Annotated in this window: 20 protein-coding genes and 1 pseudogene; 16 read left to right on the top strand and 5 right to left on the bottom strand. The window is 36.2% G+C overall.

Going from position 1 to position 21,199, the window contains the following annotated elements; genetic code table 11:
- Positions 1–125: 125 nt before the first annotated feature.
- The 14 genes and pseudogenes from I5M32_RS15160 to I5M32_RS15095 all read left to right on the top strand — a co-directional run bounded on the left by I5M32_RS15160 (position 126) and on the right by I5M32_RS15095 (position 11,551).
- Complete coding sequence (locus tag I5M32_RS15160; RefSeq protein WP_200587848.1) at positions 126–650, top strand: 2'-5' RNA ligase family protein; 525 nt, start codon at positions 126–128, stop codon at positions 648–650.
- 199 nt (positions 651–849) lie between these two features.
- Positions 850–1,152, top strand: coding sequence for a nucleotidyltransferase family protein (locus I5M32_RS15155; RefSeq protein ID WP_200587846.1), 303 nt, complete (start codon positions 850–852; stop codon positions 1,150–1,152).
- Entirely contained in the window at positions 1,142–1,480 is a 339-nt protein-coding gene (locus I5M32_RS15150; protein WP_200587844.1) for a HepT-like ribonuclease domain-containing protein, read from the top strand. The genes I5M32_RS15155 and I5M32_RS15150 overlap by 11 nt, the downstream gene beginning before the upstream one ends.
- Positions 1,481–1,651: 171 nt before the next feature.
- The gene (locus tag I5M32_RS15145) at positions 1,652–2,563 is read left to right on the top strand and encodes a hypothetical protein (RefSeq protein ID WP_200587842.1); all 912 of its coding nucleotides are present in this window, start codon (positions 1,652–1,654) and stop codon (positions 2,561–2,563) included.
- A 266-nt stretch (positions 2,564–2,829) separates the two neighbouring features.
- Positions 2,830–3,271: pseudogene (gene tnpA, locus I5M32_RS15140) on the top strand (IS200/IS605 family transposase).
- Between the two features lie 680 nt (positions 3,272–3,951).
- A complete protein-coding gene (locus I5M32_RS15135; RefSeq protein ID WP_200587840.1) occupies positions 3,952–4,332 on the top strand; it encodes a hypothetical protein in 381 nt (126 codons plus the stop codon).
- 25 nt (positions 4,333–4,357) lie between these two features.
- On the top strand, positions 4,358–6,160 hold the full coding sequence (locus tag I5M32_RS15130; RefSeq protein WP_200587838.1) for an outer membrane protein assembly factor BamB family protein: 1,803 nt from the start codon (positions 4,358–4,360) through the stop codon (positions 6,158–6,160).
- An 87-nt stretch (positions 6,161–6,247) separates the two neighbouring features.
- The gene (locus I5M32_RS15125; protein WP_200587836.1) at positions 6,248–7,663 is read left to right on the top strand and encodes a hypothetical protein; all 1,416 of its coding nucleotides are present in this window, start codon (positions 6,248–6,250) and stop codon (positions 7,661–7,663) included.
- A gap of 91 nt (positions 7,664–7,754) precedes the next feature.
- On the top strand, positions 7,755–8,072 hold the full coding sequence (locus tag I5M32_RS15120; protein WP_200587834.1) for a rhodanese-like domain-containing protein: 318 nt from the start codon (positions 7,755–7,757) through the stop codon (positions 8,070–8,072).
- The gene (locus I5M32_RS15115; protein WP_200587832.1) at positions 8,072–8,305 is read left to right on the top strand and encodes a DUF6358 family protein; all 234 of its coding nucleotides are present in this window, start codon (positions 8,072–8,074) and stop codon (positions 8,303–8,305) included. The genes I5M32_RS15120 and I5M32_RS15115 overlap by 1 nt, the downstream gene beginning before the upstream one ends.
- A 12-nt stretch (positions 8,306–8,317) precedes the next feature.
- Positions 8,318–9,223, top strand: a complete 906-nt coding sequence (locus I5M32_RS15110) for a prohibitin family protein (protein ID WP_200587831.1) — start codon at positions 8,318–8,320, stop codon at positions 9,221–9,223.
- Between the two features lie 198 nt (positions 9,224–9,421).
- The gene (locus tag I5M32_RS15105) at positions 9,422–10,624 is read left to right on the top strand and encodes a sensor histidine kinase (RefSeq protein WP_200587829.1); all 1,203 of its coding nucleotides are present in this window, start codon (positions 9,422–9,424) and stop codon (positions 10,622–10,624) included.
- Entirely contained in the window at positions 10,605–11,126 is a 522-nt protein-coding gene (locus I5M32_RS15100) for a DinB family protein (RefSeq protein ID WP_200587827.1), read from the top strand. The genes I5M32_RS15105 and I5M32_RS15100 overlap by 20 nt, the downstream gene beginning before the upstream one ends.
- Positions 11,123–11,551 (top strand): hotdog fold thioesterase, encoded by a 429-nt coding sequence (locus I5M32_RS15095; protein ID WP_200587825.1) that lies wholly within the window; start codon positions 11,123–11,125, stop codon positions 11,549–11,551. Before I5M32_RS15100 ends, I5M32_RS15095 begins: the two co-directional genes overlap by 4 nt.
- A gap of 364 nt (positions 11,552–11,915) precedes the next feature.
- Here the strand turns inward: I5M32_RS15095 and I5M32_RS15090 are convergent, their stop codons facing one another.
- Both I5M32_RS15090 and I5M32_RS15085 read right to left on the bottom strand, forming a co-directional pair.
- Entirely contained in the window at positions 11,916–13,415 is a 1,500-nt protein-coding gene (locus I5M32_RS15090; RefSeq protein WP_200587823.1) for an FMN-binding glutamate synthase family protein, read from the bottom strand.
- Positions 13,416–13,421: 6 nt separating this feature from the next.
- Positions 13,422–15,173, bottom strand: coding sequence for a thiamine pyrophosphate-dependent enzyme (locus I5M32_RS15085; protein ID WP_200587821.1), 1,752 nt, complete (start codon positions 15,171–15,173; stop codon positions 13,422–13,424).
- A gap of 279 nt (positions 15,174–15,452) precedes the next feature.
- Here I5M32_RS15085 and I5M32_RS15080 point away from each other — a divergent pair, with 279 nt between their 5' ends.
- Together I5M32_RS15080 and I5M32_RS15075 are read left to right on the top strand one after the other, a co-directional pair.
- On the top strand, positions 15,453–15,695 hold the full coding sequence (locus I5M32_RS15080) for a hypothetical protein (protein WP_200587819.1): 243 nt from the start codon (positions 15,453–15,455) through the stop codon (positions 15,693–15,695).
- The gene (locus I5M32_RS15075; protein ID WP_200587817.1) at positions 15,685–16,032 is read left to right on the top strand and encodes a type II toxin-antitoxin system PemK/MazF family toxin; all 348 of its coding nucleotides are present in this window, start codon (positions 15,685–15,687) and stop codon (positions 16,030–16,032) included. Before I5M32_RS15080 ends, I5M32_RS15075 begins: the two co-directional genes overlap by 11 nt.
- A gap of 2 nt (positions 16,033–16,034) precedes the next feature.
- Here the strand turns inward: I5M32_RS15075 and thrC are convergent, their stop codons facing one another.
- From thrC to thrA, 3 genes are all read right to left on the bottom strand, one after another.
- The gene (gene thrC, locus I5M32_RS15070) at positions 16,035–17,342 is read right to left on the bottom strand and encodes a threonine synthase (protein WP_200587815.1); all 1,308 of its coding nucleotides are present in this window, start codon (positions 17,340–17,342) and stop codon (positions 16,035–16,037) included.
- A 72-nt stretch (positions 17,343–17,414) separates the two neighbouring features.
- A complete protein-coding gene (locus I5M32_RS15065; protein ID WP_200587814.1) occupies positions 17,415–18,341 on the bottom strand; it encodes a homoserine kinase in 927 nt (308 codons plus the stop codon).
- 190 nt (positions 18,342–18,531) lie between these two features.
- Positions 18,532–20,988, bottom strand: coding sequence for a bifunctional aspartate kinase/homoserine dehydrogenase I (thrA, locus tag I5M32_RS15060; RefSeq protein WP_200587813.1), 2,457 nt, complete (start codon positions 20,986–20,988; stop codon positions 18,532–18,534).
- Between the last annotated feature and the right edge of the window lie 211 nt (positions 20,989–21,199).

Genomic DNA, 21,199 nt, shown 5'->3' with positions numbered 1-21,199 from the left:
ATTATTTACTTAATTTAGTGCGGTACGACAATGGTTTTGCAAGCAATGCCATTTCAGTACAAATTAGCAAACCGTTAGTGGCAAGCGTAAAGCGACACACTCTAACAATTTAAAGCCTGACAAAATTGACCTCTAACATTCGCAGACAATTAACTTTATTTGTAGAGCCAACTGACGCTGTAACAATTGAGCAAATAAGACAAGAATTTAATCCACGACAATTTGCAATAATAAAAGCTCATGTTACTTTGTGTAGAGAAGAAGAAATAGAAAATCTTGAACAAGTAATATCAAACTTGTCTATGCTGACACAGACACAACAAAGCATTTTTATTAAGTTTGGTAAAGTTGCAAGGTTTGACAACAAGAAAGGGCTGTTACTGCCAGCAACAAATGACAACAAAGAATATTATAATTTACGCAGACAAGTTTTAAGTGGGCTTATTGACAATCCAAGAAAACAAGAGGCACACATAACTTTATTGCACCCAAGAAATTCAATCTGCACCGACAAAATATTTGAGCAAGTTTTAGAAATAAACTTGCCGACAAAGTTAAAGTTTAAACGAATTAGCGTCATTGAACAAGAAAACGGTGGACAGTGGAAAATTTTGCAAGAATTTAATTTGACAAACAGAATTCAAGACTAAAAGCGAAAGAACGCCAGCCACCAACATCGTATTGGCAATAGTGGGGCTGACAGTTGTAAACTCAACATTTGTAATTCTATTGGGCATTTGTACAAAGGTTGAGCTGATGTCTTTCAAATGCCCCACCATCGCCAATACGTAAACCGTTATGGCCAATAATATTTTGGCGGACTGCCTTGAAAAAGGTTATTTTTGACTTATGAAAATTGAGCAACCTAAAATAGACGAGATTCAGGAACTTTGTAAAATAAACAAAGTAAAGACCTTATTTGCTTTTGGCTCAGTGACAAGGGACGACTTTAACGACACATCAGACATTGACTTGCTTGTTGACATTGACGAGAAAGACCCGTTTATATACACAGATATTTACTTCAACCTCAAGTCAAAACTCGAAGACATTTTCAAACGACAAGTTGACTTACTCGAAGAAAGAGCTATCAAAAACAGACTTTTCAGACGTGAACTTGACAACACCAAAGTGAAAATTTATGGATATTAAAATTCAAGTTTGGTTGTTAGATATTAAAGTTTGCATCGAAGAAATATTTGACTTTTTGGGCGACAGACGAGATTTCATTGCGTATCAAAACGACAAGATGAAAAAGAAAGCCATTGAAAGAAACTTGGAAATAATTGGTGAAGCTATGAATCGAATTTTAAAGGTTGACGCAAATTTTCCGCTTGACAATGCAAAAAATATAGTTGGGACAAGAAATCGAATAATTCATTCGTACGACAACATTTCAGACGAAGTTATATGGACAATTATAGTTCGGGAGCTGCCGCTTTTGAAAAAGCAAGTTGACGAATTAATTACTGAAGAATAATTACTGGCCATAACAGCACCTACCCAAAAGGCGGGGTTTCGTGTTCCAAAGACAGTTTTGTGGTTAATCAAACATTAGTTTTTCAAATCAAGTTTTGTGGTATAAGTCCCGCCCTTCGGGTAGCTGCAAACCGTTACAGGGCATTTTAAGACGACACAACGACAAGAAAATATGGAATACATTTCGACATCAGCACTTGCAAACGAACTCGACATTAAATCAACCGACCTGTTTGACAAACTGAAAACATTTGGTTGGATTGAAAGAAAAAATGAAAAGTGGGTTTTAACAGAACTTGGAAAGCAAAAAGGCGGACAGACACGAAACAACCCGAAGTTCGGAGAGTTTGTTGTTTGGCCAGAAAACATATCACTTGATGGTGGACAACAAAAAGAAAAACCGAAACTACTCAATGCTACTACAATCGGTAAGCACTTTGACATTTCATCTCAACGACTTAACCTACTGTTAAACGAACTTGGCTGGATTGAAAAAACAGTAGCTGGCTGGGGACTAACTAAGCTTGGCGAAACTTTAGGAGGCAAACAATTTGAACACGAAACGTCTGGAGGTTCTTATGTTTTGTGGCCTGACAATGTTCTTCAAAACAAAGACTTGCTTGAGCAATTCCAAGAAACACCGAAAGAGAAACCCGCATCTAAAGAAGAAAACACAATCATTAGCAAATCGGACACTGAAACTGTTGACGACTTTAGGAAAAAATATCCTGCCGAATACAGAACTAAAGACGGACATTATGTTCGTTCTAAAGCGGAGTTGACAATTGACGACTCTCTTTATTTGTGGGGTATTGCACACGCATATGAAAAGAAACTTCCGAACACTACAGAAAATGTTTATTCAGACTTTCATATACCCTCAGGAAATGGAAGACCTAAAGCTGTTTACATTGAATATTGGGGAATGGAAAATGACGAAAAATATAATCAGCGTAAGAACAAGAAAATTGAAATTTATAATCAACTTGGTTTAAGTCTTATCCAACTTAATGACGCTGACATCAAAAACATAGAGGATTCGCTTCAAAAATATTTATTAAAACATGGAATCAGGGTTAATTGACAGAAAAAAACGCCCTATAACAGCACCCCAAAAGGCGGGGTTCCGTGTTTCAAAGGCAGTTTTGTGATTAATCAAACATCTGTATTTCAAATCAAGTTTTGTGGTAAAAGTCCCGCCCTTCGGGTAGCCGCAAAACGTTAGTGGCAATGCTAAAAAACCGCCATAATATGAAACACCACTAAACCACTATGCACTGAAAGTGCATAGGTTTTGAGGAAAGAAGAATGGAATTCTTCTCACTGGACGCAAAAGGCTAATTTTGATATGTGGAAAACAAACAAAGGCATAACGGACATACGATTTCCAGACTGACAGCGCACATTGTTTGGGTAACAAAATATCGCTATAAAGTTCTTGAAGGAGATATAAAAACTAGGTGCAGAACTCTGGTAAAACAGATTTGCGAAGCCGAAGACGTTGTGATCTTATCTGGTGTTGTGAGTTCGGACCATGTACATCTACACATAGAATATCCACCCGGCAAAAACATAAGTGATATTGTCAAAAAGGTTAAAGGACGGACATCTAGGAGTATTCAAGAAGAGTTCCCACATATTAGCAAAAAATATTGGGGAAGGCACTTCTGGGCTATCGGTGATGGGGGTCTAGAGTACGGCAAATATTACAGACGAAATGGTGCAACGATACCTTGTATATCACAGAGCTCCTGACAACAACCACAGTGATGTAATTATTCTAGAACAATAAAATTCCAGAAACTGAAAGTCTTTCACTAAAGCGCATAGTTTTAACTAACGAATGAGACCAATGAAGTAATCTCTGTATGTGGAAGTAATGTAGAACGACTAAAAAACAAAAATCCGCCTTATTGGCTAAAAAATATTTTCAGAAAACCTATATTAATTGAATTGGAATGGTCAGTAAAATCAATAGGAATTGATAAGCCTGATGGCATTAATTGGAAACCATTTTAAATACACCACATAACATCTTATATAAAAATTACTTTTAAGTGCTTAATTTAAAGGTATTTTTGTGTTTTTAAGCTCAATACTAAACCGAAAATTTATGTTTATTTATCCACAAATTTTCATATACCGAACCGTAATTAGGTGTAATTGTAACAACACAAATTAATGCCTACAAAAAACTTTTTAGTAATAATCAACCAACTATAAATCAATTTGTTATTGAACTTAATAATCCTGCGACAAAAGTAAGAATTGGATAAAACAAAGCCTCTATTTTGTAAAGTGATTTAGGGGCTAGAATAGTTCCCTTACAAAAAACCCTTATTCTTCAAAATTAATATCAAGATCAATTTCTAAATGGTGTACTACGTAGTGGTGGGTATTAAAAAATACGTAATTCATCGTATTTAAAAAAAATTTCTCCCGTAGTACATTTGTTTAACAAATTATTAAACCATGAGCACAAAAAATTATTTCAGTTTATTTTTTCTCTCTTTTATAATGGCAATAAGTTTTAATGCTTCTGCACAAAAAAGAGCCACGCTTACAGATGAAGAGCAAGTGCAAGAAGAAGTGAGCAAAGAAGTAGAAGCGATTTTTAAAAGCGATGCTTTCTTGAAAAAGAAAAACAAAAAATTTGCCGCACTTAAAGGTTATATCGTTACGGATATTTCCGTAGTGCAAAACGGTAAAATTGGTACTTTCTTCAAAGTGGATTCTGATATTATAAATAACGATTTCTTCGATTTTTTATCAGACTATTTATTTAGCTATAAGTTCAATTTCAAGTTACCCAAACAACAGAAATATAAAATCAGACAAACAATAGAAATCTAAAACACACAAACTCAAACACACAAACATGAACAAAAAAATTATTGCGCTTTCTCTGCTGCTGGTTAGTAGCGGGTTTGCGGCCAACGCTCAATTTGGCAAATTAAAAGATAAATTAGGCGGTATGGTTTCAGGTAAAGGAGCTAAAGCTTCCGGAAACTTTAAATCGGTATGGGAGTCGGAATTTTCTAACAAAGCAACTGTTTTAGCGGTTACTGGTTCTTCTGGCGATTCTTATATTTTAGGTACAGATGATAATTCGGCTTCGGTTCTTGATGGCGAAGGAAAACAAATTTGGGCGGGCGATTTTAAAAACATCACCACCAATAAAACCAATAAATGCGATTACCAATACTCTATTTGGAAAGAAAACGGAAAGGGTGGTTATCTTTTTCTTTTTGATTCTAGGAAATTAGGTACTGATAGGATTGCCGTTTTAGACATGGCAACCGGGAAAGAGTTATGGAACAGTGAAAATTACCAAAACTTGTTGCCAAAAGATCACGGACAATTAGGGAGCAGCAGTGAGGATGTAGAGACCGTAAAATATATTGATGAATTAGATGCTTTTTTAATTGCTCAAAAAGATGGAATGAACTTGGTAAAAGCCAAAACCGGCGAAAAAATTTGGGAAACTAAATTGATTAAGGGTGCTGTTGCCGAATACCGTTACGATAAGGAAAAAAACGAGATCGTAATGCTTAACTATAAGCCTACGGCTTTAGGGGCGTTACTTAGTGGCTTTAAAAATCAGCTTTTAAAAGTGAATGCTTCCAATGGCGAAATCGTATGGGATGCGTCTTTTAGAGGTACAATTGAAAAGGAATTGGTTACTCGTAAACCGATTATAGATCTTTGGGTAAAAGGAGACAAAGTATATTTATGGCTCGATGGAATTCAGGTTTATAACCTAAATAGCGGACAAAAATTATGGGAGGTAGATTATGAAAACGACATGGCAAAATCGAGCAAAGTACCATTTGGTGGTGGATCAAGAAAAGAAACATACAGAACCCTGGCCGATCCGCTATTTACAGATGATGCTGTTTATCTTGTGATTTTTGCCACCCGTAACAAAACTAAGTATGTAGAAAAACATGATATACAAACAGGTAAATTATTGTGGGCTTCAGAAAAAATTACAGGTGCTTTTTCTATGCCAAAAATATACAAATCCGGAGATAAAATTTTATTGCAAATAGGCGGTAAGGTGCAGGTTCAAGAAATAGAAAAATCTACTGATGGTGGATTAACTTATAAGATTTACTTTGATTATGTGAACCAAAAAAACAGCTTATTGGCGTTAAACGATAAAGATGGAACTACTGCATGGCGGTCAGAAAGATTTGATAAGCGTATTACAGATATGATCATCGATAAAGATAAAACTGTTTTTATTGGAGATGGTGATGAATTTTACTCTTATGATATTGCTTCTGGAAAACAACTTTTTGACGTAAAACATAGCAGTGCAAATGTGGGAAAAGCTTTTGATGTATTGGATTATGGAGATAACGTGGTAGTAGTTTCTGAAAAAGGTTTGGCTAGCTATAAAAAAGCTGATGGCAAAAGAAATTACGCAACCGATAAATTAAAGGGGATTGATTATTCGTATGATATTGGAGGTAATTTCTTCTTAAGAAATCAAACAAACAGCAAAAACATTATTTATGGTATCAATATGGAAACTGGTGAAACTAAGGGGTCGGTAGAATCTAAAGGTAAAGGCGGCAGCCCAAAGTTTGGCAACGGCATAGATATATCTGACGATGGAGAGTTTATTTACGCTTTCAAAAACAAAAAGGTAGAAAAAATTAAGGTAAATAATTAAAATCTATTGCTACTAGTAGCAATTGTTTGTGGTACGGTTGCAACCTAGGTTGTAACCGTTTTTTATTAAAAGAATTATTATCAAATCATGAAAAAATTATTGATCCTGCTTTTTTGCCCCATCTTCGGCTTTTGCCAACAGGTGCAGTGGGTTGCAAAAGTTATAAAAAGCTCATCAGATTTAGGGGGTAAGCAATATAGTTCTCGTAGGGTAATTGGCCGTCCCGATGTATTTCCACAAGGTGGAGACAGTCCAAATGCTTGGGCACCAAAAGATGCACAAGATGGCCATGATTTTATTGAAGTAGAATTTGCCAAAGCACAAACGGTAAAGCAAATAGCCATTTTTGAGAATTTGAATGCAGGCTGTTTGGTAAAGGTGATGGCCGGTACTGGTGATGGGAAATACAAAGAAGTTTTTAGAAATAAGATAGATATAGAAAATTGGAAGGCAAAATATGCCGAATATAATCGCGGATATTATTTTAGTAGAAAGAGAAGAAAAGTTGTGGCAGCGCCAGAAGTAAATGTTAATCCAGGTATTGAATATGCTGTTTTAGAAGAACCTTTAGAAAACATAAAAGCATTAAGAGTAGTTTTTAATTTCAAAAAAACCAGCGGCGATAAACAAATAGATGCTATCGGAATTTCAGATACAGATCAGCCTATACTTCCAGAAATCAACACTAAAAAAGACTTAGAAAACTCGCCCTATAATGCACAATTACTTTACTCCTCAAAACAATCTTTTACGATAAATGCCCTAACAAAAGATAAGATTTACGTCAATATAGATAATGATGAAGACCATAGCAATATTTACGCTTTGAATTTTGAAGGAGATAAATTAAGCGAACCCAATTTATTATCCCCATCAATCAATATCAATGAAAATTACAATTATATAGTTGCCATAATAGGCGATAAATTTATAACAGGCGGATCAAATTATAAAAAAGGGACAAGTGAAAGTGGGTTTAAATTCTTTAAATTAAATGGAGCTAACTTTGGCTACGAAAAACCTTTAGAAATTGCAGCTTACAGCAATTTTGATACGACAGCAGGTTTGTGTGCAAACAAAGATGCAAGTACCATTTTAATGACTATAGAGTCTGATATTACACAAGGTGGAGTAGATGTTTATTATTCTAAGGTTAAAGAAGACGGTACTTATTCTTATCTACAAAATTTGGGGAAGGTTGTTAATTCTGCCAACGATGAAGTAAATCCGTTTTTATGTGATGATGAAAAAACCTTAATTTTTGCCAGCAATGGAAGAAGCAGTTATGGGAGCATGGATTTATATTTTACCATAAGATTAGATGATACTTGGAAAAACTGGAGCGAACCAATTAATTTAGGCCCAAAAATAAACGATTTTAATTCGCAAGTTTCGGCAGTTTATGATACTAAAAATGAAATTTTATATTTTACCTCTTTTAAAGATGATAACTGCCAACTGCTAAAAATCAAATTGCCCAAAAGTTACTTAACACCTAATTAGTATTATAAAATAATTGTAAGTATTTCTCATTTCAATAGCGCACAACTATTATCGATACAAAATTTTTATAGCTTTGATAAAAAATGTCAGTATGAAAGAGATATCAGTATCAGAATTGCAACAATGGAAAGAAGAAGGCAAAGATTTCCAGTTGATAGATGTGAGAGAACCATTTGAATATGAAATGTCTAATATCCAAGGAGAAAACATCCCTTTGGCAGGGGTAGTGATAGAGGCGGATAAGATTTCAAAAGAAAAACCCGTAGTAATGCAATGCAGAAGCGGGGCAAGAAGTGCCGCAGCGATCAACCAATTAGAGCAAAACTTAGGTTACTCAAATTTATATAATCTAAAAGGTGGTATTTTGGCATGGGCGGCAGAAATTGATGATAGCATTCAGGTTTACTAATGGGTAAGCACATCGTTTTTAGCGTTATTTTAAACATTCTTCTAATTGCATCGGTTATCATTGGTTATTACGGGGTAAAGCACCATAACTATTTTATTGTTATCTTATGTGCGGCCGCCTTTGGTTTAACATTGTTTTATAAGATCAAGCACACTAAAAGTGTACAAACAGAACTTAAGAAAATGGCAGAAAATAAGGTTCAACAAAAAAATAAGAAAAGAAATAAATTTTAATAAACCCAAACCATGGTATTAATTGTTTTAGGAATTATTGCGCTAATTATCGGTTTTGTATTATCAAAGCAACCTAATGACCAAGCAGATAAGCTAGGGCGTATTTTATATGTAATCTCGCCCATATTCATTTTACTAGGTGTTTTTACTTCTTGTTTTAAAACGATTGAACCCGGACAGGTAGGCGTAAAATCTCTATTTGGGAAGGTAGATAATGAGGTGCTTTACAGCGGATTGAATTTTGTAAACCCTTTGGTAGAAGTTACAGACTTTGATGTAAGAACGCAAACTTACACCATGTCTGCCGATCATGAAGAAGGTACGGTTAAAGGCGATGATGCCATTCGTATCTTAACCGCCGATGGTTTAGAAGTGGTAATAGACCTTTCTGTTCTTTTTAACGTAAAAAGCAGCGAAGCACCCCGGATCTTACAGCAAATAGGAACCGATTATTTAGATAAAATAGTACGCCCGGTTTCACGTACCGCAATTAGAGACAATGCCGTTTCTTATGATGCCGTTGCCTTGTATTCTTCCAAAAGAGATGAATTTCAGAATAAAATCTACAATACCATCGAAACAAGCTTCGCAAAAAGAGGATTGCAACTACAACAATTGTTGATAAGGAATATCACATTGCCGGCATCCGTAAAAGCATCAATAGAATCAAAGATTAATGCAGAACAAGATGCCCAGAAAATGACATTCGTTCTCCAAAAAGAAAAACAAGAAGCAGAACGTAAAAGAGTAGAAGCGCAGGGTATTGCAGATTATCAAAAAATATTATCCACCGGTTTGTCTGATAAGCAATTGCAATATGAGAGTATCAAAGCGCAACAAGCTATCGCAACATCGGCAAACGCAAAAGTGATCATAATGGGAAGTGGTAAAAACCCGGTAATTATTGGCGGGAATTAGTTTTTATCTTAATGTAATCTGCGTTCATCCTCTTAAATACGGAGAAAATTTCCACATTTTTATGTTTGAAAATCTGTGGTTACAAAATTCGCTTTTTAGTTAAATCTGGGCCTAACTCAACAAATCTCTAAAACTACCGTTTAGTTTTAAATATTTATCTTGGCAGCTAACTTTAAGCTATAGTACCAAGCTTTACAAATGAATCCATACCAAAATAAGAAACGCTGGAAATACCTTTTGCTGTTTTTTGCAGTGATCATTGCCACTTCTTCCCTTTGGTACACAGATTTTTTAGTTCAAGGGATTTCCAAATCAGAACGCACCAGAGCAGAAGTTTGGAGCCAAAGTTTAAAAAAATTGTTCGAGACCGATAACGATGAAATGATGAACTATCTTTTTACCGTTAAAGATAGTTTGGTAGTGCCTGCGATCGTAACAAACGATAAAGACTCGATCACGGTTTACACAGCTTTAGACACCACAAAAACATATTATAAGATAGAAAAAGACAAGGTTTATGACCCAAGCTATTTTCAAAGACAGCTGAGGATCATGAAATCACAACATGAGGCCATCGTTATAGAAATGAACGGCAAGAAAAACTATGTTTATTATAAAGATAGCAATCTTTTGAGCCAATTAAGGGTATTCCCTTACATCCAACTTTCTGTAATCGCGGTTTTTTTATTAATCGCCTATACTACTTTTAATTCTTCTCGGCGGGCAGAGCAAAACCAGGTTTGGGTAGGTTTGGCAAAAGAAACAGCCCATCAATTAGGCACCCCAATATCATCTTTAATGGCTTGGGTAGAACTTTTGAAAGATAAGTTTAATGCAGAACAAGACCCGCTCATCATCCAGATGGAAAACGATGTGAAAAGATTAGAGATCGTTGCGGATAGGTTCTCAAAAATAGGCTCTATGCCTATCTTAACCAGCCATTCTGTTTATGAAACCATAAAAGATTTTGTAGATTATTTTAGCGTTAGGGTAAGCGATAAAATAGAGTTTACCGTAACCGGAGATGAGCAACAAGAAGCATTGATCAATATCCCCCTATTTGATTGGGTAATAGAGAACATTCTTAAAAATGCAGTAAATGCGATTGATGGCAGCGGTAAAATTTCTGTAAATATAATTGAAAACCTAGCAAAAGAACAGATATTTGTAGATATTACAGATACTGGCAAAGGGATTCCACGTTCTAAATTTGAAGCGGTATTTCAGCCCGGTTTTACCACCAGAAAAAGAGGATGGGGTTTAGGATTATCATTAACAAAAAGAATTGTAGAGAATTATCACAAAGGACAAATCTTTGTGAAAGATTCTGAAATAGGTAAAGGAACAACCTTTAGAATAATTATTAAAAGCAGTTTAAATTATGTACCAACCCCTAAGTAACGAATACGCACCATTTTATGAAGGATATATCAAGCTGGCAACGGCAGGCAACCAACCTATTTTACGGAGATTAAAAAATCAATTGAACAGCATAGATGATTTTTTGGCAGACATCCCAGAAAAAAAATATGATTTTGCTTACGCCGAAGGAAAATGGACAGTTAAAGAAGTAATCTCTCATTTAATTGATACAGAACGAGTAATGACATACAGGGCCATGCGGATTGCCAGAAATGACCAGACCGATTTACCGGGCTACGATCAAGATGAGATTGTTGTAAACACACCGATAGATAGATATACTTATAGCGATTTGGTGGATGAATTGGTAATGCTTCGCCAGGCAAACCTGTTTTTCTTTAAATCTTTATCTGATGAGGATATGAAAAAAAAGGGAACGGCAAACGGAAATAGCATTTCTGTGGGCGCATTGTTATTTATCATTTTTGGACACATAGAACATCATTTTAATGTGATGAAAGAATTATACCTCAAAAAATGATCTGGTTTGCCAAGCCCGATTTAGAAGAACTAAACAACCGACCAAAAAATAACATTGGAGGCTTATTGGGTATAGAATTTATTGAAATTGGCGATGATTACATCAAAGCCACAATGCCGGTTGATGAGAGAACCCGTCAGCCCTATGGCATTTTACACGGTGGTGCTTCTGTAGTTTTAACAGAAACTTTGGGCAGCGTGGCCAGTAATTTGGTTTTGGATACCAATTTTAAGATGGGCGTAGGTTTAGAGGTTAACGCCAATCATCTACGTCCGGTAAAATCTGGCTTTGTAACCGGCATTTGTACCCCAATCCATATTGGTGGCAAAACCCATGTTTGGGATATTAAACTATATAACGATAAAGGTAAAATAACCTGTATCAGTAGGTTAACAACCGCAATTGTGCCGGTTGTGAAAACATGAATTATTCCGTTTTGCGGTTAATTATTGCAGCCACATCCCCGCCTGTAATTCGGGCAGGCTTTTTTGCTGTCATCCAGAGCATTGTCTTTCTGAACATTGTCTTCCTGAACATTGTCTCTCTCTGATCAATGTAACATTAAGCAATGTAACGCTAAGCATTGTCACTCTGAGCGAAGTCGAAGAGGGAGTCGAAGAGGAAGTCGAAGAGGGAATAGAATACGAAGGATAACAAAAGAGATATATCCACCACTTGGCAGAGTGTTAAAACGCCCAATTTTTTTTTGATCACTTATTCATGATTTAACTATCTCAAAACTATAGATAGTTAATTTACAGCTGCAAATAGAAATAAACCCCAATCAGATTAATATTTGCTTTCATAAACCTCGCTGATCGTTTTTTCTTCCACACCCATTTGTTTGTGTATCATTGCTCTGTTTAATTGATTTAATTCGGTACATCCGGCAGCAGCTAATAAATCTAAAAAGCTTTTGGTTACTTCTTGATGGTAATTTTTAACGCGTTTCCATTTTTCTGCAACCACCAAACCCTTTACCAAATTCTTATTTTGCGTAGCAACACCCGTTGGACAAGTATTGGTATGGCACCTCAAAGATTGTATACATCCCAAGGCAAACATCATCCCCCTTGCAGAGTTGCACAGATCTGCCCCGATGCAAATCGCTTTAAAAATATCAAATGCAGAAACTATTTTAGAGGCCGTGATGATTTTGATTTCATCTTTTAAGCCATATTTCTTTAAGGTATCGCAAACAAAAATCAATGCGGGTTCCCAAGGCATCCCAACCGAATCAGAAAAATCTATCGGGGCGGCTCCCGTTCCTCCCTCGGCACCATCAACAGTAATAAAATCTGGCTTGATCCCAGTTTCTACCATTTGCTCGCAGATGTCTATAAACTCTTGTTGGCTACCAATGCACAATTTAAAACCTATGGGTTTTCCATTGCTCATTTCCCTTAGATCTTTGATCCAGAAGCAAAGCTCCTTAGCATTTTTAAAAGTCTTATGAGAAGGTGGCGAAATAATATCTTTGTGAGGCTCTACCCCACGTATATCCGCAATTTCTTGATTGTTTTTAGCGGCCGGCAAAACACCGCCATGCCCCGGCTTTGCTCCTTGACTGATTTTAATCTCGATCATTTTAACCTCTGGCCAATTGGCTTTTTCTTTAAATTTTTCTCTGTCAAAACCACCATCATCTGTTCTACAACCAAAATAAGCAGTCCCTATTTCCCAAACAAGGTCCCCTCCTTTTCTATGGTAAGGAGAAATGCCGCCTTCCCCGGTATCGTGAAAGAAATTGCCTTCCCTTGCCGCTATATTTAAAGCCTCTACCGCATTTGGCGATAAAGAACCATAGCTCATGGCAGAAATATTAAAAATACTTGCTGAGTAAGGCTGTTTACAATCTATGCCACCAATATTTACACGTGGTACTTCTTTTAATCTTTCGGCAGCATAAATACTATGCTCCATCCAATCGTAATTGTTTTTGTAAATGTTTAACTCTGTACCAAAAGGATGGTTTTCAGCAGTTAAAGTAGCATGGCTCTCAATATAATTTCTTCTATTTGCGCTAAAAGGTTTTCCATCGGTATTGTTCTCTACAAAATACTGATGCAATTCTGGCCCAATATCTTTTAATAGATACCGCATATGGCCAACTATTGGATAGTTTCTTAAAATGCTATTTTTTGTTTGTAATAAATCGTAAATCCCTAATAGTATCAACGGGACAAGAATTACCAAGCTCCAAGCCCAATTTAAGCTAGCCGATTCCATCAGCACTATAATTAAACCGATAAAAATAATGCTGGCGAGAATAAATGTTTTTTTAGTCATCCTTTTTTAGATTTTTGTGAAATAAGCTTTTATTTCCGATTTTATGTTTTCCCATTGGCTTTCATCTCCCTTAATAGAAAGAATAGCTTCTTTTGCTTTTGACCTGCTAAATCCGTAAGCTTCTTCTAAAGTGATTTTTGGGGGCAGCGTTAAAACGCCTGAAGTAACAACCGCATCAATGATAAATGGTAATGGAGACGCAATTGCTGTCTTTATTGCGGCCGGAATATCCCCTGCCTTTTCTACTTTGATCCCATCTGCACCACAAGCTTTTGCATAAGCTACAAAATCTGGGTTTTGAAGTTTCAAAGCTTCGCTGCTTTTCGCCAAACCGGCCTCCTCCATTTCCATTTTCACAAAGCCCAATTCTTTATTGTTAAAAACAATCAATTTAATGGGTAATTTATACCTAACAGCGGTTACTAGATCTTGCATCGCCATCACAAAAGCTCCATCACCTAAAAGCCCCCAAACCTGCCTGTTGGGGTAAGCAGCCTGTGCACCTAAACAAGCTGGCAAACCAACTGCCATAGAGCCGTGGTTAAAAGAACCTATGATCCTTCGTTGCCCATGGTAAACCATATATCTTGCGCCCCAAACGGCAGATTCCCCAGTTTCTAAAGCGAATATCGCATCGTTAGATGCTTGTTTATTTAATTCTGAAGCAAATAAGCTTGGTAATAGAGGGATATTATCGTTTTCTAAAGCGCTTTCTTTGGTCATTTGCTCTCGCCATTTTTTATGGGCCTTTTGGTGGTCTTTCAAAAAATCGTTTTCTTTTTTCGGAGAAACCTTTTCTATGATCCTCCTCACGGTATCCTTTGCATCGCCAATAATACCATGGTTAATACTAACCCTATTCCCTAAATTTTCTGGGCGTATATCAATTTGGATCACTTTTTTATCTTGTGGCAAAAAATTGGTGTAAGGGAAGTCTGTGCCAATCATTAAAAGTACATCGCAGTGCATCACGGCACTATAACCAGGATGGTTACCTATCAAACCAGTTAAACCAACCACGTTTTCAATATCCTCGCTAAAAACATCCGATCCTTTTAAAGAATGTACAATTGGTGCGTTAAGTTTTTCAGAAAGCAAAATTACCTCTTCCTTGGCTTCTCTTGCACCACAACCGGCTAAAATGCTGATTTTCTTTCCACTATCAATCAAATCTACAGCTTTAAGAATATCTTCATCTGGGCAAATCAATTTAGATTTTGAAACCACCACCGGATGGTCAAAATACATATCATCTATCGTTTGCGTGGTTACATCATGCGGAATTTCTAAACGCACAACGGTTCTGTCCCAGAGGGCAACCTGTAAAGCCTTATTCAACATCCTTGGAGCTTGCTCCGGAGAGTGGATAATTGCCTGATAGCCACAAATATCATCAAACGTTTTTTTTAAATCTACCTCTTGGAAATAGCCGGTACCTATCTCTAAGGTTGGCACTTGCCCAGTAATGGCCAAAACAGGAACCCTGGCTTTTTTTGCGTTATATAAACCATTGATTAAATGCAAAGCACCCGGCCCAACCGTCCCCGCACAAACTGCAATGTCTTCTGTTAATTGTGCCGAACCATAACAGGCAAAAGCCGCATTTTCTTCATGCCGCATCGCCATCCATTGCAATTCATCATCTTTTTGCACCGCATCTGCAAAGGCATTCAAGGCATCGCCGGTAACGGCCCATATTCTTTTTACGCCAATTTCTTTTAATTTATGGGTAATATATTCGGCAACATTTTTTTTCATAACTGTATAATTAAATTCTGATAATAAGATTTTTATCAATAGATGAGTTGCCTTTTTAAATCAAGAAACGTACCATATAAACGTTTTATAATAAATATTTAGGGCAATCCCCTTGTCAATTCACAAACCCTCACACGGGCCGGGCTGTTATGGGGTTCCGTAATTTTTATTGGTGTGCTTGCACCAATAAAAATGTACCAAGCCCTTCACATCCCTATTGCAAAAAAAACTAAAAGCATAAATTAAAATATATACATTTGCATATAAAATTTATATGGCATGAAAAGTATATTGTTAAAAATAGATGATGAGCTTTTTGAAGAGTTGGAAGAGGTTTGTAAAGAAACCAAAACAACCAAAACTGGCTTTATAAAAAAAGCCATTATTTCGTATCAAAAAAAAATTGAGGAGATTAAGTTAAGTAAACAATTCGCAAGAGAATCACTAATGGTTAGAGAAGATTCTATGAATATCAATAAAGAATTTGAAATCACTTTATTAGACGGCTTAAATGATAATTAGACAATTTGAAATATGGCTTGCCAATCTTAATCCTGCTGGAGGCACCGTTCCAGGAAAAATTCGCCCCGTGGTTATTATCCAAACAGATTATCTAAACAATGTTAATCATCCTTCAACACTTATTTTGCCTATTACTTCAAAAGTTCATGAGAAAGCAACATTATTGAGAATTAACTTAGAACCCGATTATTTGAACGGATTAGAAAATGAATCAGCAATTTTAATAGACCAAATTAGGTCAATCGATAACAAAAAATTAATTCAGAAAATTGGGATAATCGATAACTCATTACATCAAAAAATAAAAAAAGCGATTACTAATGTATTAGCTCTATAAACCTATTTCATCAAATAAGCTTTAAAATCATTAAAACTATTATTCATATCTAAGCTTTTGTTTTCTTTATTATAAAGTTCTTTAACTTTTTCTGGCTCATCAATATGTATCCTTAATTCATCAAAAACATCAGGAAATTTGCAAGGATGTGCCGTTGCAAGAACAATATAGGCGGTTTCATCTACTTCAATATCTGTATGTATCAGTTTATCCGAAGCTACGGCCAAACAACCGGTTGCCGTATGTGGGCAAACTAAATAAGTATTGGTTTTATAAACATAGTTAATGGCAGATCTTATCTCCTCATCTGTATAGGCATAACCACTTAGTTTGGTTTTTAGCTTTCCTAAATCGTGATCAAACATATCTAAAATACGTACAAAATTGCTAGGATTGCCAACATCCATGGCATTTGCCAAGGTTTGTACAGAAGGGCGGGCGGTATAAATGCCCGTTTCTAAATATTCTGGCACAATATCATTGCTATTTGTAGCTGCAATAAACCTGGTAATTGGCAAACCCATTTTATGGGCCATCATCCCGGCTGCAATATTCCCAAAATTTCCGCTTGGGGTGGCAAATATCAAATTCTTGTACTTGTTTTTTAATTTGCTGTAAGTATTTGCGTAGTAAAACATTTGGGGTATCAATCTGCTGATGTTTATAGAGTTGGCAGATGTTAAATTCAACTTTTTGTTCAAATCTTCATCATGAAATGCCTTTTTAACCAAAGCTTGGCAATCATCAAAAGTACCATCAATGGCAATTGCTTCAATGTTATTCCCATTTGTAGTCAATTGCAATTCTTGTATAGGGCTCACTTTTCCTTTTGGGTACAAAATAGTGACCTTAATTCCCTCAACGTTTAAGAAACCCAATGCAACTGCCCCACCGGTATCGCCAGAAGTAGCTACTAAAATTGTGATCTCTCTTTTCTGTCTTTTAAGAAAATGAGCCATTATCCTGCTCATAAACCTTGCGCCAAAATCTTTAAAAGCTAAAGAAGGGCCATGAAAAAGTTCTAAAATATAAAGGCCCCTTTCTAACTGATTTAAAGGAGCATCAAAATCAATTGCCTCATCAACAATAGCTTTTAAAGCTTCTTTAGAAATATCGTCTTTTAACAAAGTATAAGCAATATCTAAAGCTATTTCTGGGAATGTCTTTTTATCCCAATTTGCTATCAAATCTTTATCTATCTGAGGGAAAACCGATGGCATGTATAAGCCTTTATCGGCCGGAAGGCTATTGAAAACCGCTGTCTCAAAATCGACAGATAAGCTTTTGTTATTGGTGGAGTATAATTTCATTTTTTGTGGGATTTGAGATTTGAGATGTGAGACTTTCTTAAGTTCTAGCTTCTTGTGCCTAGCTTCTCCTACCTACAAAACAATTGGTCCTTTTTCGTTAATTTCTGATAAGTATATATTGCTATCTATGCCTAATTTATTAAGCATTTGTTGCATTTCGATTAATGATTTTTGTGCATTTTCTTCTGATTTAAACAAAGAAAAAACTGTTGGCCCAGATCCAGAGATACCAAATCCTAAAGCTCCATTTCCCATTGATAACTCTTTCATGTTGTCAAATTCTGGAATTAAAATAGACCTAATTGGCTCAATAATCACATCTTTCATGCACCTGCCCAATAAATCATGATCTTGGGTATAAAGCGCACTAATTAAGCCAGCAATATTTCCCCATTGGGTAACTGCATCTTTTAAGAGCACCTTAGAACGGATAATTTGACGGGCATCGCGAGTGGGAACATCTACATGAGGATATAAAAGGGCACAAAACAATTTAGGAACAGGAAGTTGGATAACCTCTAAAGGATCGTAGCTTTTTATGAGTGTAAAACCACCAAACAGCGCTGGGGCAACGTTATCTGCATGGCCATGTCCGCAAGCTAAAGCTTCGCCTTCCATGGCAAAGGGCAGTAACTCTAATTTTGTTAATGGCTTTCCCAATAGTTCATTAGCTGCAAATAAACCTGCAACGGCACTTGCAGAGCTAGATCCCAAACCGCTGCCCATTGGCATTTTCTTTTTCAGTTTGATGTTAAGACCAACATCTTCACGCCCTAATTTTTTTAATAGACTGATTACGCTTGCACTAACAGTGTTTTTTAAAGGGTCTAAGGGCAATTTACCTTCATCACCTTCAATAGAAACGATCTTAACTCCGGGAGTCTCGGTCATTTCCATTTCCAACTCATCGCCCGGTTCGTTTACGGCAAAACCTAAAATATCAAATCCGCAAACTACATTGGCCACGGTTGCCGGAGCAAAAACTTTTATTGATTTCATTTAGTCTTATCCTAAATTAATTTATTTTGTCATGTTGAACTTGTTTCAACATCTCATTTGCAGGTCTCTTTTTATGGAGAGAACTTTTTGAATGAGATTCTGATTAGCCAGTTGGCTAACAGAATGACACTTTATTTTGGTCAGCATCATTGCTTATTAAACCCCCTTTTATCTCAACTTATTTTCGGCTTTAAGCTTTACTCGCACCCACCTTAACCAAATCTGCAAAAACCCCTGCTGCTGTTACCGCTGCACCTGCGCCAGGGCCTTTTACTACCATTTGCGTCTCATTATATCTATCTGTAGTGAACGCAATAATATTATCACTTCCTGATAGTGCATAAAATGGATGATCAGCACCAACAGATTGTAAGCTGATTTCTACTTTGCCATTTTCTAATTTACCTATATAACGCAATACTTTTCCACTGGCTTCAGCATCGTTTTTAAGCTTTTCAAAGTACTTGTTTTCATTTTGAAGTTCTTTATAAAAATCGGCAACACTGGCTGCCTTCGCTGCGGCATCAGGGATGATTGCTCCTAATTTTACATCATTTGCTTCTAAAGCAAAACCTGCATTTCTAGCCAAGATCAGCATTTTGCGCATAAAATCTACGCCTCCCAAATCGTCCCTTGGATCAGGTTCTGTAAAACCTTTTTCTTGCGCCAATTTAACAACATCATGAAAATTAGCATCACCTTTAAAATTGTTGAAGATAAATGAGATGGTTCCAGATAAAATGGCTTCAATCTTGGAAATTTTATCTCCACTGATCATCAAATCATTCAACGTTTTAATAATTGGCAAACCTGCACCAACATTGGTTTCATAATAAAAATCGACACCATGTTTTTGAGCCGTTTCTTTTAAGTCTGCAAATTGGGCATACTCGGCAGAGTTGGCTATTTTGTTACAGGTTACTACAGAAATATTGGCTTCAAAAGCTTGTTTGTAAAACTTTGAAGGATAAGGGCTTGCCGTATTATCTATAAAAACGCAGTTAGGTAAATTTAAGGTTTTCATTTGGTTAATAAAGCCTTCCAAATTAGCTTCCGCTGATGATTGCTCTAAACTTTGTTGCCAATTGTTCAAATCAATTCCTTCCGCATCTACCAACATTTTGCGTGAGTTGGATAAGCCCAAAATTTGAATGTTGATTAAATTATTCTTAGCTAAAAAGTCTTTATGTCCCTTTATTTGGCTCAACAATTCTTTACCGATATTACCAACGCCAACCATAAAAACGTTCAATGTTTTTTGTAATTCGGCAAAAAAAGCATCATGTACGGCATTTAAAGCTTTGGATAAATCTGAATTATAAATAATTACAGAGATATTGTATTCTGATGACCCTTGCGCAATGGCAACAACGTTTACGCCATTTCTGCCTAAAGAATAAAAAAGTTTACCAGAAATCCCTGGCGTTTTTTTCATATTCTCGCCCACAATTGCCAAAATAGAAAGGTTGTTTTCTACTTTAACGGGTTCTAATTTCCCTGCTAAAAGTTCCAATTCAAATTCCTGCTCAATCAAAACTTTTGCCTTTACCGCATCATCCGGATTTACCGCAAACGTGATAGAATGTTCTGAAGATGATTGCGTAATTAAAATCACGTTTACTTGCTCTCGCGATAGCAATGAGAATAACCTGCCGCTAAAGCCTGCTTTACCAACCATCCCGCTGCCTTCAATATTTATAATACTGATATGATCAACAGAAGAGATACCTCTAATGGTAGTATTTGATGGTTTTAAATCATGTTTAATAAAAGTGCCAGCAAAATCTGGCTCAAAAGTATTTTTTATTACGATAGGGATTTTCTTTAAAAAAGCAGGGATCATGGTGGGCGGATAAATCACCTTTGCACCAAAAAAAGAAAGTTCCATGGCCTCGGTGTAAGAAAGTTCTTCCATAGAAAAAGCCTTCTTTACCCTGCGGGGATCAGCCGTCATCATTCCGTTAACGTCTGTCCAAATTTCTATTTGCGAAACATTTAAAGCTGCACCTAAAATGGCTGCGGTATAATCGCTACCACCGCGGCCCAAAGTGGTAATCCTGTTTTCATTATCGCTTGCAATAAAGCCTGTGGCAACAATTAAGTGGTTCTGATGCTGGCTAAAATAATCTTGGATTAATAAATTAGTTTGGCCAAAATTTACCTTTGCATTTCCAAAACTGCTATCTGTTTTGATAATTTGGCTGGCATCTAAAAACTCGGTATTTTCAAATACAGGGCCTAAAATTCTACTGATCATCAAAGCGGCGCTTTTTTCGCCAAAGCTTAAAACCATATCCTTGGTTTTGATGCTCAATTCTTTAAGTGATGTTATACCTTGTAGAATATCTTCTAACTCTTGGAAGTAAAGTTTTAACTTGGTTATTACTTGGTTTTGCTGTTGTAAAGGCACTAATTCTTTTACCACGGCAAAATGTCGCTTTTCCAAATCGGCCAAAGCCAAAGAAAAATCTGTTCCATTAACGGCCTCTTCTGCCATTTTTAGCAAATTATTGGTTACACCGCCCATGGCTGAAACCACCAATATGATTTTGTTCTTTTGTAAAAGGTTGTTTTCTACTACCTTTTTTAAAGCTTTTAACGATTCTATAGAACCAACGGAAGTGCCTCCGAACTTTAAGATTTTCATTTTAATTGATATAAAAAAAGCGCCCACCGATTATTCGGAAGGCGCTTTTGTATGTTTAAACCATAAACTACCTTCCATTACGCAATAAGCGTAGTGGTTGTTGTAGTGTATGTGTTTGTTAAAATCATTTGCTTGTGTTATTTCTGCTGCCAAAACTAAGCTTTACAATTTTAAATGCAAATTTTTATCTCATAAATTTAATATTTGAATC

This window comes from Pedobacter segetis (genome assembly GCF_016623585.1).
Lineage (GTDB): Bacteria > Bacteroidota > Bacteroidia > Sphingobacteriales > Sphingobacteriaceae > Pseudopedobacter > Pseudopedobacter segetis.
This window is presented reverse-complemented; position numbering and strand designations above follow the sequence as displayed.

Bases quoted from the DNA above. Each gene is read 5' to 3' on its own strand.
- I5M32_RS15155 (WP_200587846.1), top strand. From the start codon at position 850: ATGAAAATTGAGCAACCTAAAATAGACGAGATTCAGGAACTTTGTAAA.
- I5M32_RS15150 (WP_200587844.1), top strand. From the start codon at position 1,142: ATGGATATTAAAATTCAAGTTTGGTTGTTAGATATTAAAGTTTGCATC.
- I5M32_RS15145 (WP_200587842.1), top strand. From the start codon at position 1,652: ATGGAATACATTTCGACATCAGCACTTGCAAACGAACTCGACATTAAA.
- I5M32_RS15135 (WP_200587840.1), top strand. From the start codon at position 3,952: ATGAGCACAAAAAATTATTTCAGTTTATTTTTTCTCTCTTTTATAATG.
- I5M32_RS15130 (WP_200587838.1), top strand. From the start codon at position 4,358: ATGAACAAAAAAATTATTGCGCTTTCTCTGCTGCTGGTTAGTAGCGGG.
- I5M32_RS15125 (WP_200587836.1), top strand. From the start codon at position 6,248: ATGAAAAAATTATTGATCCTGCTTTTTTGCCCCATCTTCGGCTTTTGC.
- I5M32_RS15120 (WP_200587834.1), top strand. From the start codon at position 7,755: ATGAAAGAGATATCAGTATCAGAATTGCAACAATGGAAAGAAGAAGGC.
- I5M32_RS15115 (WP_200587832.1), top strand. From the start codon at position 8,072: ATGGGTAAGCACATCGTTTTTAGCGTTATTTTAAACATTCTTCTAATT.
- I5M32_RS15110 (WP_200587831.1), top strand. From the start codon at position 8,318: ATGGTATTAATTGTTTTAGGAATTATTGCGCTAATTATCGGTTTTGTA.
- I5M32_RS15105 (WP_200587829.1), top strand. From the start codon at position 9,422: ATGAATCCATACCAAAATAAGAAACGCTGGAAATACCTTTTGCTGTTT.
- I5M32_RS15100 (WP_200587827.1), top strand. From the start codon at position 10,605: ATGTACCAACCCCTAAGTAACGAATACGCACCATTTTATGAAGGATAT.
- I5M32_RS15095 (WP_200587825.1), top strand. From the start codon at position 11,123: ATGATCTGGTTTGCCAAGCCCGATTTAGAAGAACTAAACAACCGACCA.
- I5M32_RS15090 (WP_200587823.1), bottom strand. From the start codon at position 13,415: ATGACTAAAAAAACATTTATTCTCGCCAGCATTATTTTTATCGGTTTA.
- I5M32_RS15085 (WP_200587821.1), bottom strand. From the start codon at position 15,173: ATGAAAAAAAATGTTGCCGAATATATTACCCATAAATTAAAAGAAATT.
- I5M32_RS15080 (WP_200587819.1), top strand. From the start codon at position 15,453: ATGAAAAGTATATTGTTAAAAATAGATGATGAGCTTTTTGAAGAGTTG.
- I5M32_RS15075 (WP_200587817.1), top strand. From the start codon at position 15,685: ATGATAATTAGACAATTTGAAATATGGCTTGCCAATCTTAATCCTGCT.
- thrC (WP_200587815.1), bottom strand. From the start codon at position 17,342: ATGAAATTATACTCCACCAATAACAAAAGCTTATCTGTCGATTTTGAG.
- I5M32_RS15065 (WP_200587814.1), bottom strand. From the start codon at position 18,341: ATGAAATCAATAAAAGTTTTTGCTCCGGCAACCGTGGCCAATGTAGTT.
- thrA (WP_200587813.1), bottom strand. From the start codon at position 20,988: ATGAAAATCTTAAAGTTCGGAGGCACTTCCGTTGGTTCTATAGAATCG.